The 17,040-nt window shown below is 64.9% G+C and carries 14 protein-coding genes and 1 pseudogene; 12 read left to right on the top strand and 3 right to left on the bottom strand.

Annotation, left to right across the window (positions count from 1 at the left end; translation table 11 throughout):
- Positions 1–121 precede the first annotated feature (121 nt).
- Both ADK28_RS20350 and dpiA read right to left on the bottom strand, forming a co-directional pair.
- Positions 122–3,205, bottom strand: coding sequence for a beta-galactosidase (locus ADK28_RS20350; protein ID WP_048796515.1), 3,084 nt, complete (start codon positions 3,203–3,205; stop codon positions 122–124).
- 102 nt (positions 3,206–3,307) lie between these two features.
- A pseudogene (gene dpiA / locus ADK28_RS20355) lies at positions 3,308–3,998 on the bottom strand (two-component response regulator DpiA).
- Positions 3,999–4,311: 313 nt separating this feature from the next.
- Here dpiA and citC point away from each other — a divergent pair.
- The 11 genes from citC (at position 4,312) to dhbA (ending at position 15,476) form a co-directional block, all read left to right on the top strand.
- Entirely contained in the window at positions 4,312–5,382 is a 1,071-nt protein-coding gene (gene citC, locus ADK28_RS20360) for a [citrate (pro-3S)-lyase] ligase (RefSeq protein ID WP_028127715.1), read from the top strand.
- Positions 5,382–5,690, top strand: a complete 309-nt coding sequence (gene citD, locus ADK28_RS20365; RefSeq protein ID WP_019452464.1) for a citrate lyase acyl carrier protein — start codon at positions 5,382–5,384, stop codon at positions 5,688–5,690. The genes citC and citD overlap by 1 nt, the downstream gene beginning before the upstream one ends.
- Entirely contained in the window at positions 5,674–6,594 is a 921-nt protein-coding gene (gene citE, locus ADK28_RS20370) for a citrate (pro-3S)-lyase subunit beta (protein ID WP_016927085.1), read from the top strand. The genes citD and citE overlap by 17 nt, the downstream gene beginning before the upstream one ends.
- Positions 6,594–8,099 (top strand): citrate lyase subunit alpha, encoded by a 1,506-nt coding sequence (citF, locus tag ADK28_RS20375; RefSeq protein WP_028130661.1) that lies wholly within the window; start codon positions 6,594–6,596, stop codon positions 8,097–8,099. The genes citE and citF overlap by 1 nt, the downstream gene beginning before the upstream one ends.
- 3 nt (positions 8,100–8,102) lie before the next feature.
- A complete protein-coding gene (gene citX, locus ADK28_RS20380) occupies positions 8,103–8,651 on the top strand; it encodes a citrate lyase holo-[acyl-carrier protein] synthase (RefSeq protein WP_033639902.1) in 549 nt (182 codons plus the stop codon).
- Positions 8,632–9,516 carry a triphosphoribosyl-dephospho-CoA synthase CitG gene (gene citG, locus ADK28_RS20385; protein WP_048796516.1) on the top strand — a complete coding sequence of 295 codons (885 nt, stop codon included), beginning with the start codon at positions 8,632–8,634 and terminating at the stop codon, positions 9,514–9,516. The genes citX and citG overlap by 20 nt, the downstream gene beginning before the upstream one ends.
- Positions 9,517–9,541: 25 nt before the next feature.
- Entirely contained in the window at positions 9,542–11,005 is a 1,464-nt protein-coding gene (locus ADK28_RS20390) for an anion permease (protein ID WP_015378437.1), read from the top strand.
- Between the two features lie 146 nt (positions 11,006–11,151).
- The gene (gene agp / locus ADK28_RS20395; RefSeq protein WP_048796517.1) at positions 11,152–12,381 is read left to right on the top strand and encodes a bifunctional glucose-1-phosphatase/inositol phosphatase; all 1,230 of its coding nucleotides are present in this window, start codon (positions 11,152–11,154) and stop codon (positions 12,379–12,381) included.
- Between the two features lie 161 nt (positions 12,382–12,542).
- A complete protein-coding gene (locus ADK28_RS20400) occupies positions 12,543–13,235 on the top strand; it encodes a 4'-phosphopantetheinyl transferase family protein (protein WP_048796518.1) in 693 nt (230 codons plus the stop codon).
- Between the two features lie 188 nt (positions 13,236–13,423).
- On the top strand, positions 13,424–14,614 hold the full coding sequence (locus ADK28_RS20405) for an isochorismate synthase (protein WP_048796519.1): 1,191 nt from the start codon (positions 13,424–13,426) through the stop codon (positions 14,612–14,614).
- 103 nt (positions 14,615–14,717) lie between these two features.
- Positions 14,718–15,476, top strand: coding sequence for a 2,3-dihydro-2,3-dihydroxybenzoate dehydrogenase (gene dhbA, locus ADK28_RS20410; protein WP_025303452.1), 759 nt, complete (start codon positions 14,718–14,720; stop codon positions 15,474–15,476).
- A 1-nt stretch (position 15,477) separates the two neighbouring features.
- Here dhbA and rarD read toward each other — a convergent pair whose 3' ends face one another.
- Positions 15,478–16,356 carry an EamA family transporter RarD gene (rarD, locus tag ADK28_RS20415; RefSeq protein WP_033639908.1) on the bottom strand — a complete coding sequence of 293 codons (879 nt, stop codon included), beginning with the start codon at positions 16,354–16,356 and terminating at the stop codon, positions 15,478–15,480.
- A gap of 139 nt (positions 16,357–16,495) precedes the next feature.
- Here rarD and alkB point away from each other — a divergent pair.
- The coding region (gene alkB / locus ADK28_RS20420; RefSeq protein WP_048796520.1) for a DNA oxidative demethylase AlkB at positions 16,496–17,040 on the top strand (545 nt) is incomplete at its 3' end.

Consider the following 17,040-nt stretch of genomic DNA (forward strand, 5'->3'; position numbering starts at 1 on the left):
CAGAGGAATCGTGTGAACGGGGCGAATAATAGCGAGGCGCCGTCGGCATGTCAAAGGCGGATTACACATTCTGTGACTGTTTGCTTACAGAATGCGCAACCCGTTGAGTTTTTTGGCAGATTTAGCCCTCTGGCGCTCGCTGCAGGCGCAGCTGATAGCGGTAAACGCCGGCGGTGAGCAGGTAATCCCGGTGCACGCTCGGGCTCCAGGAGTCGTCGCCGCCCACTCCCATATGGAAGCCGTCCAGGTGCAGCCAGGTGCCTGCTTCCGGCTGCAGCAGATGCTGGTGGCTGCAGGCCATCAGCTGTTGCAGGCCGTAGCGGCTGAGCGAGAAGTGGAAGCGGCCGTCGATGCGCCAGCCGCCGTAGCGCAGGCTGCGGGTGTCACAGCGCAGGCCGTTCTCGCCGGGGAAAATATACGGCGTATGCAGATCCGCCAGCGGCAGGCGCCAGCGCCCGTGCTGCGCGGCCAGGCGGCGATCCGGGTAGTTCTCGTGCGGGCCCAGGCCCAGCCATTCCGCCTGCGGCTGCACCGTCGCCAGTTGGCAGTGCAGGCCGATGCGCGCCGGCGGCGGCAGGGCGTCGGCCACCTCGACCTCCACGTTCACGCTCACCGCGCCCAGCGCGTCGAACAGCCACTGTTTGCGGCTGATCAGCAAAATCTCCCCTTCCACGCCGAACTGGTGTTCGCTCACCACCCGCACGCCGTTTTGCAGCGCATCCGCCTGCAGCCGCGTGCAGCGCTCTTCCAGCCGGTACAGGCCCGCCAGCTTCCAGCGTTCGACCCAGGTGTTGGGATCGATATGGTTCGCCTCGCTGACGCCGATGTCGTTATCGATCGGCGCGCGCGCAAAGCCGTCGCGCAGCGGCGTCAGCAGCTGCGGCTGCTCATTCTGCCACCACTGCGTCAGATGGCCGCTGCTGCGCTCGAAGCGCCAGCGCTGGTCGCCGTGGGTAAGCGTCAGCCCTTCATCATTTTCAATCAGCGTTGGCGGCACGCCCTGCGCCGGCGGCGGCGCGGGATGCAGCGCGCGCGGCACCCGCCACTGATCCCAGGCGCAGCGGTGGTGCGCTTCAGACCAGTCGGTGGCCTGCGGTTGCACCACCTCCACGTTCAACCACAGTTCGCCGGGCTGATGCAGCATCGGCAGCCGGTCGAGCAGGGTGAAGCTAGCGCTGCCCTGCGGCGGCAGCGCCAGATCGAGACTGCCGCTGGCGCGCTCCACGCCGTCCAGCTCCAGCCGCCAGTTGAGCTGCTCGTTGTCGGTGTGGCGGAACAGGTAGTCGCTGGTGACGGTCAGCGTCAGCGAGGCGGCGTCGAAGGCGAAGCGGAACAGCTGCTGCGCCCGCTGCGCTTCGAACAGCGCCGGGTGCGGGGTGCGATCCGCGAACACCAGCCCGTTCAGGCAGAACTGGCGATCGTTGGGGGTGTCGCCGAAGTCGCCGCCGTAGGCCCAGAATTCTTCGCCGCGTTCGTCGCGCCGGATCAGCGCCTGATCGACCCAGTCCCAGACAAAGCCGCCCTGCAGGCGCGGATGTGCGTGGAACGCGCGCCAGTAGCGCTCAAAGCCGCCGAAGCTGTTGCCCATCGCATGGGCGTATTCGCACAGGATCAGCGGGCGCTGTTCCTCCGGCAGGCCGATCCACTTGCCGATCGCCCATTTGGGCACCGCCGGGAACGGCTGATCCTGATCCACCCGCGCATACATCGGGCAGATAATGTCGGTGGCGGCAGTGTCGGCGCCGCCGCCTTCATATTGCACCGGGCGGGTCGGATCCTGGCTTTTCACCCAGCGGTACAGCGCGTCGTGGTTCACGCCGTGGCCGGACTCGTTGCCCAGGGACCAGATAATGATGCAAGGGTGGTTGCGATCGCGCTGCACCATGCGGGTGACGCGCTCGCTCATCGCCGGCAGCCACAGCGGATCGTCAGCCAGGCGGTTCATCGGCTGCATGCCGTGGGTCTCGATATTGGCTTCGTCCACCACGTACAGCCCGTAGCGGTCGCACAACCGATACCACAGCGGGTGGTTGGGATAGTGCGAGCAGCGCACCGCGTTGAAGTTGTGCTGCTTCATCAGCAGGATATCGTGGCGCATCGTCGCCTCGTCCATCACCTGGCCGTGGCGCGGGTGATGCTCGTGGCGGTTAACGCCGCGGATCAGCAGCGGCTGCCCGTTGAGCTTCAACAGCCCGCCGCTGATTTCCACCTGGCGAAAGCCGACGTCATAGGCTTCCACCTCGATAATCACCCCTTCGGGCGAGAGCAGGGCGACGGTGGCGCGATACAGCGCGGGCGTTTCGGCGCTCCACAGCGCCGGGCGTTCCACCGGCAGGCGCAGCGTGACGAGATCGTCATAGGCGCCGCGTTCGTCCACGATCTCGCTGCCGAGCGGCTGGGTGCGTTCGGCCACCCGCGCGCCATCGCGCCACAGCTGAACCTGCACCAGCAGCGGGCCGGGCCGGCTGGCGCGCGCCGTCACCACCAGTTCGCCGCGGGTAAAGCCGTCATGCATCGGGGTGGTGATGCGCACATCGCTCAGGTGCGCGGCGGGTTTGTGCAGCAGGCTGACGTCGCGGAAGATGCCGCTCATGCGCCACATGTCCTGATCTTCGAGATAGCTGCCGTCGCACCAGCGCAGCNCCGCCAGCCGATTTTCACCCGGCCGCAGCCACGGGCCGAGATCGAACTCCGCCGGCAGGCGGCTGTCCTGCGAATAGCCGACCCAGTGGCCGTTGCACCATAAATAGAACGCCGAGTTGACGCCGTCGAAGATGACGCGCGTCTGGCCGGCGGCCAGCCAGGCCGGATCAACGTTGAAGGTGCGTGAATAGCAGCCGGTCGGATTGTCTTCCGGCACGCGCGGCGGATCGACCGGGAACGGATAGCGCACGTTGGTGTAAATCGGCGCGTCGTAGCCGGCGAGCTGCCAGTTGCTCGGCACCGCCAGCGGGGCGGCGTCCGGCAGATCATGCTGCAGCCAGCTCTCCGGCGCCGCCTCTGGGCGCGGGAAATAGCTGAAGCGCCACTCGCCGTTCAGCGACCGGCGGCTGGCGCTGGGGGCGTCATCGCGCGCGTCTTCCACCGTGCGCCAGCTGGCGAACGGCGGGTGAGCGTCCAGCCGGCGGTAGTGGGTGCAGGCCGGGTTTTGCCAGTGACGGCGGGCGAGGATTTCGGTCAGGGAAGCATGGGGCGCAGCAGGCATCGGCGATCGTCCAGTCGGCTAGGTGATGCTCACCAAGATGCTGACCGGCGCATAAAAAGTAAAGCGGTTACACGCAACCTTGCTAGGGCGATCAAATAACCGTTAATGCGGTTCGCCGGCGCGGTAGATCCGCTGTGGGCGGCCGACCTTGCCGTAAATGATCTCGGCGCGCAGCTGCTGTGTGGCGGTGCAAAACTCCAGATAACGGCGCGCGGTGGTGCGGCTGAGCCCCATTTTTTGCGCAACGCTTTCAGCGGTGTGGCGCGCGGCGGGTTCGGCAAACAGCGCGCGGATCTTGCCCAGCGTCAGTTCGTCGATGCCGGCGGGCAGCGCCGCCTGCTGCTCGCCGCGGGCATAGGTGTTGAACATCTCGTCGATGCGGCGCTGGTTGAGGCGCGCTTTGTCCTTCAACGCTTCGCGGCGCTGGCTAAAGCGCTGCAATGTCTGGCTCAGCCGGTCATAGGCCAGCGGTTTGATCAGGTAGTCGAACACGCCGTAGCGCAACGCCTCGGCCACGGTGGCCATGTCGCTGGCGGCGGTGATGAACACGATGCCGCCGCGATACCCGCTCAGCGTCAGTTCGCGCAGCAGGGTGATGCCCTGGCCGTCGGGCAGAAAGTTGTCCAGCAGGATCAGGTCCGGCTTGAAGCGCTCGGTCATGGCGCGCGCCTGCGCCAGGGTGCCGGCCAGCCAAATCTGGCGGCAGCCGCCGTTCTGGCGGATAAACTCCGNCCGCGTGCATCTCCGCCAGCGGCGTTTCGTCTTCAACGATCAGGATGTTCAGCCATTCCATAATGAAACCTACTATTGCAATCAAGATGCTAAATGAATGTAAGTAAATTGCGGCGCTAAATAAAGATTATCTCAATAATAAACACCATAAGATTAATTAAGCAAATAAAGAACATTAAATAACTTATTAACCGGGATCGGTTTGTGAAATAGGTCAATAATCGGCGTTTTTTTTCTGTTTACCATTGATTTACCGAACGCGAAATGGCGTTTATCTTCATGGTTTTTAAGGTTTTAATTGCCGTCATTGATGTTAATTAAAATGCCTTTTTGTATTTAACTTGTTGTTTGCCAGTTAACCCAGAGAGCGTGTTATGTTAGGCGATGCCGTATTTAATCGGGTAAAGCGATCGGATCATAAAGCGATTTCGGAAATAAGCGCCTTCTTGCGCAGTAACGATCTGAATATCGACACCACGGTTGAAATATTTATTACCGTTACCCAGCACGACAAATTGGTCGCCTGCGGCGGCATCGCCGACAATATTATCAAATGCGTCGCCATCAGCCCGCTGATGCGCGGCGAAGGGTTAGCGTTGGCGCTGGCGACCGAGCTGGTGAACCTGGCCTACGAGCGCCATCACACTCAGCTGTTTATCTACACCAAGGTGCAGAACGAGCCGCTGTTCCGCCAATGCGGTTTCTACCCGATCGCCACCGTGCCGGGCATCGTGGTGCTGATGGAAAACAGCCCGTGCCGCCTGAAGCGCTACGCCGCCCAGCTGGCGAGCCAGCGCCGGCCGGGCGAGACCATCGGCAGCATCGTGATGAACGCCAACCCCTTCACACGCGGGCATCAGTATCTGGTGCGTCAGGCGGCCAAACGCTGCGACTGGCTGCACCTGTTTCTGGTGAAGGAAAACACCTCGCGCTTCAGCTATGAAGACCGCCGCCGGCTGGTGCTGGCCGGCACTGCCGATATCCCCAACCTCACGGTACACGAAGGCTCGCAGTACGTGATCTCGCGCGCCACCTTCCCCTGTTACTTCATCAAGGATCAGGGCGTGGCCGACGACTGTTACACCGAAATCGATCTGAAGATCTTCCGCCAGTATCTGGCGCCCGCGCTGGGCATTACCCACCGCTTTGTCGGCAACGAGCCGTTCTGCGCGGTGACCGCGAAATACAACCGCGACATGCGCTACTGGCTGGAAACGCCGGCGCTGCCCAGCCCGCCGATCGCGCTGGTGGAAATCGAGCGTTTGCAATATCAGGGCACGGCGATCTCCGCCTCCTGGGTGCGCAAGCTGCTGGCGGCGGGGGACTTCCACGCCGCCGCGCCGCTGGTGCCGCCGGACACCCTGTACTACCTGCAGGATCTGCAAACGCAGCGCCGGGCCAAGGCGGCCCCGCATCCTTTTGAGTCCGCACAATCAGGTGAATGATGAAAATTATCCGAGAAGCAATGGCCGGCACGCTGGAATCCAGCGATGTCATGGTGCGCATCGCGCCCGCCGAGGGGCCGCAGCACGATCTGTTGATCGCCAGCAGCGTGGAAAAACAGTTCGGCGCGGCGATCCGCCACACCCTGCTGGAGGTACTGCAGCGCTATGAGGTGGAGCCGGTGCAGGTGATCGTCGACGACAAGGGGGCGCTGGACTGCGTGCTGCGCGCCCGGCTGGAAACCGCGCTGATGCGCGCCTGCGAGGGCGGCCAACTGCCGTGGGAGGCGAAAGATGAAAACGCTGAATAAAACCCGGCTGCGCCGCAGCATGCTGTTCGTTCCCGGCGCCAATGCGGCGATGGTCAGCAATGCCTTTATCTACCAGGCCGATGCGCTGATGTTCGATCTGGAAGACTCGGTGATCCTGCGTGAAAAAGACGCGGCGCGCCGGCTGGTGTACCACGCGCTGCAGCATCCGCTGTATCAGGAGGTGGAAACCATCGTGCGCGTCAATGCGCTCGACTCCGCCTACGGCCTGGCGGACTTGCAGGCGGTGGTGCGCGGCGGCGCGGACATCGTGCGCCTGCCGAAGACCGACAGCGCGCAGGACGTTGTCGACATGGAGCGCGAGATCGCCGCCATCGAAGCGGCCTGCGGCCGGCCGGTCGGCAGCACCGGGCTGCTGGCGGCGATCGAATCGGCGCAGGGCATCACCAACGCGGTGGCGATCGCGCACGCTTCACCGCGTCTTATCGGCATCGCGCTGGGGGCGGAAGACTATGTGCGCAACCTGCGCACCGAACGCTCGCCGGAGGGCATCGAGCTGCTGTTCGCCCGCTGCTCGCTGCTGCAGGCGGCGCGCGCCGCCGGCATTCAGGCGTTCGACACCGTCTACTCCGACGCCAACAACGAGGCCGGCTTCCTGCAGGAAGCGGCGCTGATCAAACAGCTCGGCTTCGACGGCAAATCGCTGATCAACCCGCGCCAGATTGAGCTGCTGCACAACCTGTACGCGCCGACCGCCAAAGAGGTGGCGCACGCGCAGCGGGTGGTGGACGCCGCCGAGGCGGCGGAGCGGGAAGGGCGCGGCGTGGTGTCGCTCAACGGAAAAATGGTCGACAGCCCGGTGATTGAACGCGCCCGGCTGGTGCTGGAGCGCGCCGCGCTGTCCGGCTTACGGGAAGAACCGGCGCAGCACGGGGAGGAAGCATGATGAACCGCCAACAACGATTGATGACCTTCGCCAACCCGGCGGATCTGCCGGGCTATCAGGACGTGTCCAAAGCCAACCTGCAGGCGCGCAAACCGCGCGATCTCAAGCTGTGCGACTCCTTGCAGGAAGCGGTGCGCCGCAGCGGGCTGCAGGACGGCATGACCATCTCCTTCCACCATGCGTTTCGCGGCGGCGATCTGGCGCTCAATCAGGTGATGGAGACGCTGGCGGCGATGGGGTTCCGCAACCTGACGCTGGCCTCCAGTTCGCTGACCGACTGCCATGCGCCGTTGGTTGAGCATATCCGCCACGGCGTGGTGAGCCGCATTTACACCTCCGGGCTGCGCGGCCCGCTGGCGGACGCCGTTTCGCGCGGCCTGCTGGCGGAGCCGGTGCAAATTCACTCGCACGGCGGCCGGGTCAACCTGATTGAATCCGGCGAGCTGAAGATAGACGTGGCCTTCCTCGGCGTGCCGGCCTGCGATGAGTTCGGCAACGCCAACGGCTACAGCGGTGAAGCCTGCTGCGGCTCGCTCGGCTATGCGCGGGTGGACGCCGAGGCGGCGGGCACCGTGGTGCTGCTGACCGAGCAGCTGGTGCCGTATCCGCATCATCCCGCCAGCCTGGCGCAGGATCGGGTGGATCTGATCGTGCAGCTGGAGCGGGTGGGCGACGCCGACAAGATCGGCGCCGACGCCACGCGCATGACTTCGAACCCGCGCGAGCTGCTGATTGCCCGCCGCGCCGCCGAGGTGATCGCCGGTTCAGGCTACTTCACCGAAGGGTTTTCGCTGCAAACCGGCACCGGCGGCGCCTCGCTGGCGGTGACCCGTTTCCTGGAGGACAAGATGCGCGCCCGCGGCATTCGCGCCGCGTTCGCCCTTGGCGGCATCACCTCGACCATGGTGGATCTGCACGAGAAAGGGTTGATCGGCAAGCTGCTGGACGTGCAGAGCTTCGATCGGGCGGCGGCGACCTCGCTGGCGCGCAACCCGCGCCATATCGAAATCAGCGCCAACCAGTACGCCAACTTCAGCTCCAAGGGCGCGTCGGTCGATCGGCTCGACGTGGTGGTGCTGAGCGCGCTGGAAATCGACACCGGCTTCAACGTTAACGTGCTGACCGGTTCCGACGGCGTGCTGCGCGGCGCGTCCGGCGGCCACTGCGACACCGCCGCCGCCGCGCGGCTGGCGATCATCGTCGCGCCGCTGGTGCGCGGGCGCATCCCGACGCTGGTGGAGCAGGTGACCACCTGCGTCACGCCGGGTTCCAGCATCGACATTCTGGTGACCGACCACGGCATCGCCGTCAACCCGGCGCGGCCGGAGCTGGCGCAGCGCCTGCGGGAGGCCGGCCTCGAGGTGGTGAGCATCGACTGGCTGCGCGCCCGCGCGCTGCAGCTGACCGGCGAACCGCAGCCGATCGCCTTTACCGACAAGGTGGTGGCGGTGGTGCGCTACCGCGACGGTTCGGTGATCGACGTGGTGCATCAGGTGGCGGAGTAACCGATGGCCGCCGTCGATCCCCAACTGGCCGCCGAACGCGCGGTCAGCCTGCCGGAGCTGCTCACCAGCCGCGAATGCCGTCAGGCGCGCCAGCAGGCGTGGCTGGCGCAGCACGAGTGCACGCTGCTGGTGCTGACGCTGGTCGTCCCCGGCCCGGTGAAGGACAGCGCGCTGACGCGCGGCATCTTCAACCTCGGGTGGGCGGCGCTGCTGCGGCTGTGCGCCGAGCAGGGCTGGCCCAGCCCGCAGGCCGAGGCGCTGGCGCTTTCCACCGGCTGCGAAGGGTTTGTGGCGCTGCGCGCCGACGCCCAGCGGGTGAAAGATTGCGCCATGCAGCTGGAGGTGAGTCGCCCGATCGGCCGGCTGTGGGATATCGACGTGCTGGATGCGCAGGGGCGCATTTTGTCGCGCCGCGACATCGGCCTGCCGGAACGGCGCTGCCTGCTGTGCGGCCAACCGGCCAAGATCTGCGCTCGCCAGCGGCGGCATGGCAGCGAGCAGCTGCTGCAAGAAATGGAAAGGATGTTCAACGATGCGATCTCTGCCGATTAATCCACCCGCCCGCCGAGCCGAGCCGGCCTGCGACTTCGCCCGCGCCGCTTTCCGCGCGCTGCTGGTGGAGGTCAACCTCACGCCCAAACCGGGGCTGGTGGATCGTCATAACACCGGCGCCCACCGCGATATGGATCTCGGGCACTTCTACCGCAGCGCCCGCGCCATCGGCGTGTGGCTGCCGCGCTTTATCCAACGCGGGCGCGAAGACGCGGCTCTGCCGGCAGAGCAGCAGCTGGCGCGGCTGCGGCCGCTGGGCCTGGCCTGCGAAAACCAGATGTTTCGCGCCACCGGCGGCATTAACACCCACAAGGGCAGCGTGTTCTCACTCGGGTTGCTGTGCACCGCCTTTGGCCGCCTGCAGCAGCAGGGCCGTGACATCGACGCGGAAGCGCTGTGCGGCGAGGTGGTGGCGATGTGTCGGGGGCTGGTGGACCGTGAGCTGCGGCGCAACAACGCCGGGCAGACCGCCGGCCAGCGCTTGTTCGCTGCGTATGGCCTCAGCGGCGCGCGCGGCGAGGCGGAGTCCGGTTTTCGGTTGGTGCTTGACGGCGCGCTGCCGCTGTATCGGCAACGGCTGGCCGCCGGCGGCGACGAACAGCGGGCGCTGCTGGACAGCCTGCTGTGGCTGATGGCCCACAACGATGACACCAACGTCGCCTCGCGCGGCGGCCTGCGCGGGCTGCGCTGGCTGCGGCGCCGGGCGGCCTGGCTGCTGGCGCAGGGCGGCTCGGCGGGGGAAGCGGGCCTGGCGCGCCTGCGGCGCTTCGATGCCGACTGCATTGCCCGCAACCTCAGCCCCGGCGGCAGCGCCGACTTGTTGATAGTGACCTGGCTGCTGGCGCAGCTGGGTGCCCAAGAATAATAACCAAGCCTTCAGGAGAGTCCCTATGTCCCAAACCCAGGAAAAGATCTGGAAAGCGATAGCGCCGCTGGCGGTGCTCGCGATCCTGTTATTGATACCGGTGCCCGACGGCATGCCGCCGCAGGCGTGGCACTATTTCGCCATCTTCGTGGCGATGATCGTCGGCATGATTCTGGAGCCGATCCCGGCCACCGCCATCAGCTTTATCGCGGTGACCGTCAGCGTGCTCAGCGCCAACTGGGTGCTGTTCGGCGCGCAGGAACTGGCGGAGCCGGGCTTCAAGGCCGGTAAAGAGGCGCTGAAATGGGGGCTGGCGGGCTTCTCCAGCACCACCGTCTGGCTGGTGTTCGGCGCCTTTATCTTCGCGCTGGGCTACGAGGCCACCGGGCTGGGGCGGCGCATCGCGCTGTTCCTGGTGAAGTTCATGGGCAAGCGCACGCTGACGCTGGGCTATGCGGTGGTGATCATCGATATTCTGCTGGCGCCATTCACGCCGTCCAACACCGCGCGCACCGGCGGCACGGTGTTCCCGGTGGTGAAAAACCTGCCGCCGCTGTTCGATTCCTTCCCTAACGATCCCTCTTCGCGCCGCATCGGCGGTTACCTGATGTGGATGATGGTGGTCGGCACCAGCATCAGTTCCTCGATGTTCGTCACCGGCGCCGCGCCGAACGTGCTGGGCATCGAGTTCGTCGGCAAGATAGCCGGGGTGCACATCAGCTGGATGCAGTGGTTCCTGGCGTTCCTGCCGGTCGGCCTGCTGCTGCTGATCATCGCGCCGCTGATCTCCTACTACCTGTACAAACCGGGCGTGACCCACAGCAGCGAAGTGGCCGCCTGGGCGGATACCGCGCTGGGGGAAATGGGCAAGCTGACGCGCAAGGAGTACACCCTGATCGGCCTGGTGCTGCTCAGCCTGTGCCTGTGGGTGTTCGGCGGCAAGGTGCTGGACGCCACCGCGGTGTGCCTGTTGGCGGTGTCGCTGATGCTGGCGCTGCACGTGGTGTCGTGGAAAGAGATCACCAAATATTCCAGCGCCTGGAATACGCTGGTTAACCTGGCGACGCTGGTGGTGATGGCCAACGGCCTGACGCGCTCCGGCTTTATCGACTGGTTCGCCCAGACCATGAGCACCCACCTGGACGGCTTCTCGCCGAACATGACGGTGGTGGCGCTGGTGCTGGTGTTCTACTTCGCCCACTACCTGTTCGCCAGCCTGTCGGCGCACACCGCCACCATGCTGCCGGTGATCCTGGCGGTCGGCAAAGGGTTGCCGGGCGTGCCGATGGAGCAGCTGTCGATGCTGCTGGTGCTGTCGATCGGCATCATGGGCGTGCTGACGCCGTACGCCACCGGGCCGGGGGTGATCATCTACGGCTGCGGCTACGTGAAATCGAAAGACTACTGGCGCCTGGGCGGCATTCTCGGCGTGGTGTACATCGCCGCGCTGCTGCTGATCGGCTGGCCGATCATGAGCCTGTGGTACTGAGTTGACGCACAGCGGCCGCCGCCCGGTGGCCGCTGGTACGATCTTTTCCCGTGACCCCTGTCACACACTTGTCACACTAACCCCGCCATCATACGCAGGCAAACGCTAACACCTTAAAAATAATCATTTTCCGGGAGCCTCTGCGGATGAGAAAAAAAACGTTATTGCTGTGCCTGCCCTTGTTATTCACCGGGAACGCGCTGGCGGACGCCGGCGGTTATCAACTGGAACAGGTGCTGGTGATGAGCCGCCATAACCTGCGCGCGCCGCTGGCCAACAACGGCAGCGTGCTGGCGCAGTCCACGCCGAAGGCCTGGCCGGTCTGGGAAACGCCGGGCGGCCAGTTGACCACCAAGGGCGGGGTGCTGGAAGTGTATATGGGGCACTATTTCAACGCCTGGCTGAAGCAGACCGGCCTGTTGCCGCAAGAGGGCTGCCCGACCGCCGGCAGTGTGTACGTCTACGCCAACAGCCTGCAGCGCACGGTGGCCACCGCGCAGTTCTTCAGCAACGGCGCGTTCCCCGGCTGCGACGTCAGCGTGCACCATCAGGACAAGATGGGCGAGATGGATCCGACCTTCAACCCGATCATCACCGATACCAGCGAAGCCTTCAACCAGCAGGCGCTGGCGGCGATGAACGCCGCGCTGGGCTCGCTGAAGCTGGACGCCTCTTACCAACAGTTGGCGAAGATCATCGACTACAAGGATTCCGCCGCCTGCAAGACCGACAAACACTGCGACCTGACCAAAGAAGCCAGCGTGATGAGCGCGGTGCCGGGCAAAGAGCCGGGCGTCTCCGGCCCGCTGCGGGTGGGCAACTCGCTGGTGGACGCCTTTATGCTGCAGTATTACGAAGGTTTCCCGATGAAAGAGGTGGCCTGGGGCAAAATCGCCACCCCGCAGCAGTGGAAGCAGCTGGCGCAGTTGAAAGACGGCTATCAGGATTCGCTGTTCACCTCGCCGGTGGTGGCGCAGAACGTCGCCAAACCGCTGCTGACCTACATCAACAACGCGCTGCTCGGCGAGCGCAAACCGGACGCGCCGAAGCTGACGGTGCTGGTCGGCCACGACTCCAATATCGCCTCGCTGCTGTCGGCCATGCAGTTCCAGCCGTATCAGCTGCCGCAGCAGTACGAGAAAACGCCGATAGGCGGCAAATTGGTGTTCCAGCGCTGGCGCGACGCGCAGAACAGCCGTGAATTGCTGAAGATCGAGTACGTCTATCAGTCCACCGAGCAACTGCGCAAGGCGACGCCGCTGACGCTGCAAACCCCGCCGCAGCGCGTGACGCTGGCGCTGAAAGGCTGCCCGATCGACAAGGACGGTTTCTGTGCCTGGAGCGATTTCGAAAAGACCATGAAAGGCATCTTGTAATGCCCAGCCTCTCTCCCGATCGCGGGGGAGAGGCCTCTCCCCATCCCGGCTAACGTGCCGCCGTACGAGCCTTAACGCCATTTATTTTGCCCAGGGTCATTGTTGCAGGCGGTTTCGGGGGCTAACATCATCAGCCTGCCTGCTTATCATGGATATCGCCGTTGCCCACTTTTATCCGCAATATCGAATTTTTCACGCCGGACGGCTATCCGGGCCAGGTGGCGCGCTGCCATTTTGCGCTGGCGGAGTATCGCGACGAGAGTTTTCCCGAGGCGGGCTTTGCGCTGCCGGACCATCTGGCGCGCGCGGTGCCGAAACGCCGCGCGGAGTATTTGGCCGGGCGTGTTCTCGCGCGCCAGCTATTGGCGCCGCTCGGTTTTGCCGATTTCACCCTGACGCGCGGCGAAGATCGCGCGCCGCAGTGGCCGCCGGGCATCGCCGGGGCGCTGAGCCATAATTCGGATACCGCGCTGTGCGCCGTACACCGCGAGAGCGGGCTGGGCGGCGTTGGGTTGGATGTGGAGACGCTGCTCTCCGACGTGCGGGCGGAGGAGCTGTGGGGGGCGATCGTTTCGGCGGGGGAGCGCGAGGCGTTGCTGCGCGAAACGCTGCCGTTCAACGAGCTGCTGACGCTGACGTTTTCCGCCAAAGAGAGCCTGTTCAAGGCGCTTTATCCGCAGGTGCGCTGTTACTTCGATTTTCTCGATGCGCGCATGGTCGCCGTGGATACGCAGCGGCAGACGTTCGTATTAGCGTTGCTTAAGACCTTGACGCCAAATTGCCCCGTCGGCCGCCGGTTCAGCGGGCGTTTTTGGCGTGAAGGTGACGACGTCACGACCTTTATTTTTTGCTAAAATACAGTAATAACAGTGTGTTATTTCTTGCTGCACCGTAACGTGGATTTGCCGCAGCGAGCGGAAAGATTCATTCATCGGAGATTGACCCTCGGTGGGGAATCGGTGTAATTTATCCTCCTTTTACAGCTAATGATAATTATTCGCATAAACATTATCATTGGTGAGGCGCAACAAAGGAGTGGTCTGTGGCGACACTGACGACAGAAAACCAAACCTTCCCCGGGTTTGCGTACGCCGAACAATCGACCTTTTTGTACCGGTCCGAATTCCGTTCCCTCTCCGCCAGCGGCGTGTTCGAACGGATTGAGACGCCGGCGTTCGGCGGCGAGCAGGAAGGCAGCGCGCTGGCGCAGCATATTCGCCAGGCGCTGGCGCGAGCCAACGCCGCCGGCCAGGAGACGCCGGTGGTGGTGGGCGCCATTCCGTTCGACACGCGCCGGCCTTCCTGCCTGTATGTGCCTGAAAGTTACGAGTTTGTCGCCAACGACAGCTTTACCCGCGCCGCGCGCCCGATGCTGCAACAGCCGCATCGCCTGGCCGCCTGCACCAGCATTCCGGACGAGCCGCGCTTCAAGCACGCGGTGGCGGAAGCGGTCAGCCGCTTTAAACAAGGCAAGCTGGACAAGGCGGTGCTGTCGCGCATCCTCGACATCGAGCTGGAGCAGCCGGTGGCGGGCCACCAGATCCTCAATAACCTGATGGTGCAGAACCCGACCGGTTACCACTTTTCCCTGCCGCTGGCCGATGGCGGCGTGTTGATCGGCGCCAGCCCGGAACTGCTGATCCGCAAGCAGGGCGGCGAGATCCACACCAACCCGCTGGCGGGTTCGGCGCGCCGTCAGGACGATCCGCAGCAGGATCGCCTCGGCAGCGAGCGCCTGATGCGCTCGACCAAAGACAAATACGAACACAAGCTGGTGATCGACGACATCCGTCGGCACCTGGCGCCGCTGTGCGCCAGCCTGAGCGTGCCCAGCGGCCCGTCGCTGCTCAGTACCGGCACCATGTGGCATTTGTCCACCCGCATTCGCGGCGAGCTGCTGAACCCGAATCTCAACGTGATGCAGCTGGCCTGCCTGCTGCATCCGACGCCGGCGCTGTGCGGCTTCCCGACCGAGAGCGCCCGCCAGCTGATCGCCGATCTGGAACCGCACGATCGCGGCCTGTTCAGCGGCATCGTCGGCTGGTGCGACGCCAACGGCGACGGCGAGTGGGCGATCGTCATCCGCAGCGGCCTGCTGCGCGGCAACCGGGTGCGGCTGTTCGCCGGCGCGGGGATCGTCGCAGCCTCGACGCCGCAGTCCGAGTGGCTGGAAACCGCCGCCAAACTGGGCACCATGCTCAACGCTTTCGGCCTGAACAGCGGCGCGCTGTAGGGCCACTTTTGCGGCGCAGCGCGCGCCGCATCCTATCCTTTTCGCAGGAGACAACGATGAACAACAACATGACCCGGCTGTGCGCCCGGATGGCGGTGCGCGCATGAGCATTCAGATGGATTTCACCGGCAAACGCGTGTGGGTGACCGGCGCGGCGCGCGGCATCGGCGAGCAGATCGCCCGGCATTTTTTGACGCAGGGCGCCGAGGTGGTGGGGTTTGACCGCGAGTTCGCCAACCCGGATTTGCCTTACCCTTGCGTGACGCTGGACATCAGCCGGCCGGAGCAGGTGGAGGCGGTGTGCCGCCAACAGCTGGCGGAAAACCCGCAACTGGACGTGTTGGTCAACGCCGCCGGCATTCTGCGCATGGGCAATACCGAAGATCTGAGCGTGGATGACTGGCACCAGTGCATCAACGTCAACGCCTCGGGGGCGTTTTACCTGTTCCGCGCCGTGCTGCCGCACTTCAAGGCGCAGCGCAGCGGGGCGATCGTCAGCATCGGCTCCAACGCCGCGCACGTGCCGCGCGCGCAGATGGCGGCTTACTGCGCCTCCAAGGCGGCGTTGACCAGCCTGAACCACTGCGTGGGGCTGGAGATGGCGCCGTTCGGCGTGCGGTGCAATCTGGTGTCGCCGGGCTCGACCGACACCCCGATGCAGCGCGGCATGTGGCAGACCGATGATGCGCAGCAACGCACCATCGCCGGCTTCCCCGAGATGTTCAAGTTGGGGATCCCGCTGGGCAAAATCGCTCGCCCGGACGAGATCGCCAACGCGGTGTTGTTCCTGGCCTCCGACTTGGCCAGCCACATCACCATGCAGGACATTGTGATCGACGGCGGCGCGACGCTGGCCGCCTGAGTCAGACCCGCTGGCGGCGCAGCAGGTGCCGCGCGCCTTCCGCCGCCAGCAGCAGCACCGCCAGCCAGATCGCCAGATAGGTCGGCCATTCGCTTTGGCCGATGCTTTCGCCGAGCAGCAGCGCGACGATCACCAGCAGCACCGGTTCCACATAGCTCAGCAGGCCGAACAGGCTGAACGGCAGCAGGCGGCTGGCGAGGATGTAACACACCAATGCCACGGCGCTGATGACCCCGAGCAGCGGAATGCGCCAATACAGCTCGGCATTGATCGGCAGCGCCGCTGCGCCGCCGTCGCCGAAGGCGAACCAGGCCGCCGCCGGCAGCATCAGCGCCAGCTCGCACCACAGCCCGCCGAGATTGTCGGTGCCGAAACGCCGCCGCAAAATAAAGTAGAGCGGATAACCCAGCGCCACCACCAGCGTCGGCCACGACACGCCGCCCGCCTGATACAGCTCATTGCCTACCCCCACCATGGCGCATGCCACCGCCAGCTTTTGCAGCAGCGACAGCCGGTCGCGGTAGATCAAACGGCCCGCCAGCACCATGGTCAGCGGCAGCAGAAAATAACCGAGCGATACGTCGAGCGCCTTGCCGTGCAGCGGCGCCCACAGGAACAGCCATAGCTGCACCCCCAGCAGCGCCGAGGTGAGCAGCAGGCCCAGCAGGCGCCGCGGCCGTTGGCCGATCCAGGCCAGCGTGTCGCCCACCTTGCGCCAATCGCCGGACAGCGCCATGAACAGCGTCAGGAACGGCAGCGTCAGCAGCGTGCGCCAGCCGTAGACCTGCTCGCCGTTCAGCGGGGTGAGGGTAGAGGTGAAGTAATACATCGCGCCGAACAAGATGGAGGCGACGACTGAAAGAGTGATGCCCTTAATCACACGCGTTCCTGGTGAGTGATTGATTTTATGGCGGCTACTGTAGAGAAATTTGCCGCTAACGACAATGGCGCCGCCGGGCGCTGGACAATCGGCGGCGGCGGGTTACAATGGGTACTGTGTATTCATACAGGCTTTGGCGATGACAATCGATCTTTTTGAAGACGCGCTGCCGCCGCCGTGGCGCGAAGAGATCGCCCCCGGCGCGGTGGTGATGCACGGCTTTGTGCGCGATCACGGGCCGGAACTGCTGGCGGCGGTGCAGGGCGTGGTGGCCCAGGTGCCGTGGCGGCATTTGACCACCCCCGGCGGGCACGTGATGTCGGTGGCGATGAGCTGGTGCGGCAACGGCTGGACCAGCGACAGCCGGGGCTACCGCTATTCGGAACGCGACGCGCGCAGCGGCAAACGCTGGCCGGCCATTCCGCCGATCCTGATGGCGCTGGCGGACGAAGCTGCGCAGCAGGCGGGCTTCGGCCCCTTCGTGCCGGATTCCTGCCTGATGAACCGTTACGATCCGGGCAGTAAGCTGTCGCTGCATCAGGATAAAGACGAACACGACTTCGGCGCGCCGATCGTTTCGGTGTCGCTCGGGCTGCCGGCGGTGTTTCAGTTCGGCGGCCTGCAACGCAGCGACCGGGCGCGGCGCATTCCGCTGGCGCACGGCGATGTGGTGGTGTGGGGCGG

This window comes from Serratia sp. 506_PEND (assembly GCF_001076875.1).
Taxonomy (GTDB): Bacteria; Pseudomonadota; Gammaproteobacteria; order Enterobacterales; family Enterobacteriaceae; genus Serratia; species Serratia marcescens.

Bases quoted from the DNA above. Each gene is read 5' to 3' on its own strand.
- dhbA (WP_025303452.1), top strand. From the start codon at position 14,718: ATGAGCATTCAGATGGATTTCACCGGCAAACGCGTGTGGGTGACCGGC.
- citE (WP_016927085.1), top strand. From the start codon at position 5,674: ATGAAAACGCTGAATAAAACCCGGCTGCGCCGCAGCATGCTGTTCGTT.
- citC (WP_028127715.1), top strand. From the start codon at position 4,312: ATGTTAGGCGATGCCGTATTTAATCGGGTAAAGCGATCGGATCATAAA.
- ADK28_RS20390 (WP_015378437.1), top strand. From the start codon at position 9,542: ATGTCCCAAACCCAGGAAAAGATCTGGAAAGCGATAGCGCCGCTGGCG.
- agp (WP_048796517.1), top strand. From the start codon at position 11,152: ATGAGAAAAAAAACGTTATTGCTGTGCCTGCCCTTGTTATTCACCGGG.
- citF (WP_028130661.1), top strand. From the start codon at position 6,594: ATGAACCGCCAACAACGATTGATGACCTTCGCCAACCCGGCGGATCTG.
- citX (WP_033639902.1), top strand. From the start codon at position 8,103: ATGGCCGCCGTCGATCCCCAACTGGCCGCCGAACGCGCGGTCAGCCTG.
- citG (WP_048796516.1), top strand. From the start codon at position 8,632: ATGCGATCTCTGCCGATTAATCCACCCGCCCGCCGAGCCGAGCCGGCC.
- citD (WP_019452464.1), top strand. From the start codon at position 5,382: ATGAAAATTATCCGAGAAGCAATGGCCGGCACGCTGGAATCCAGCGAT.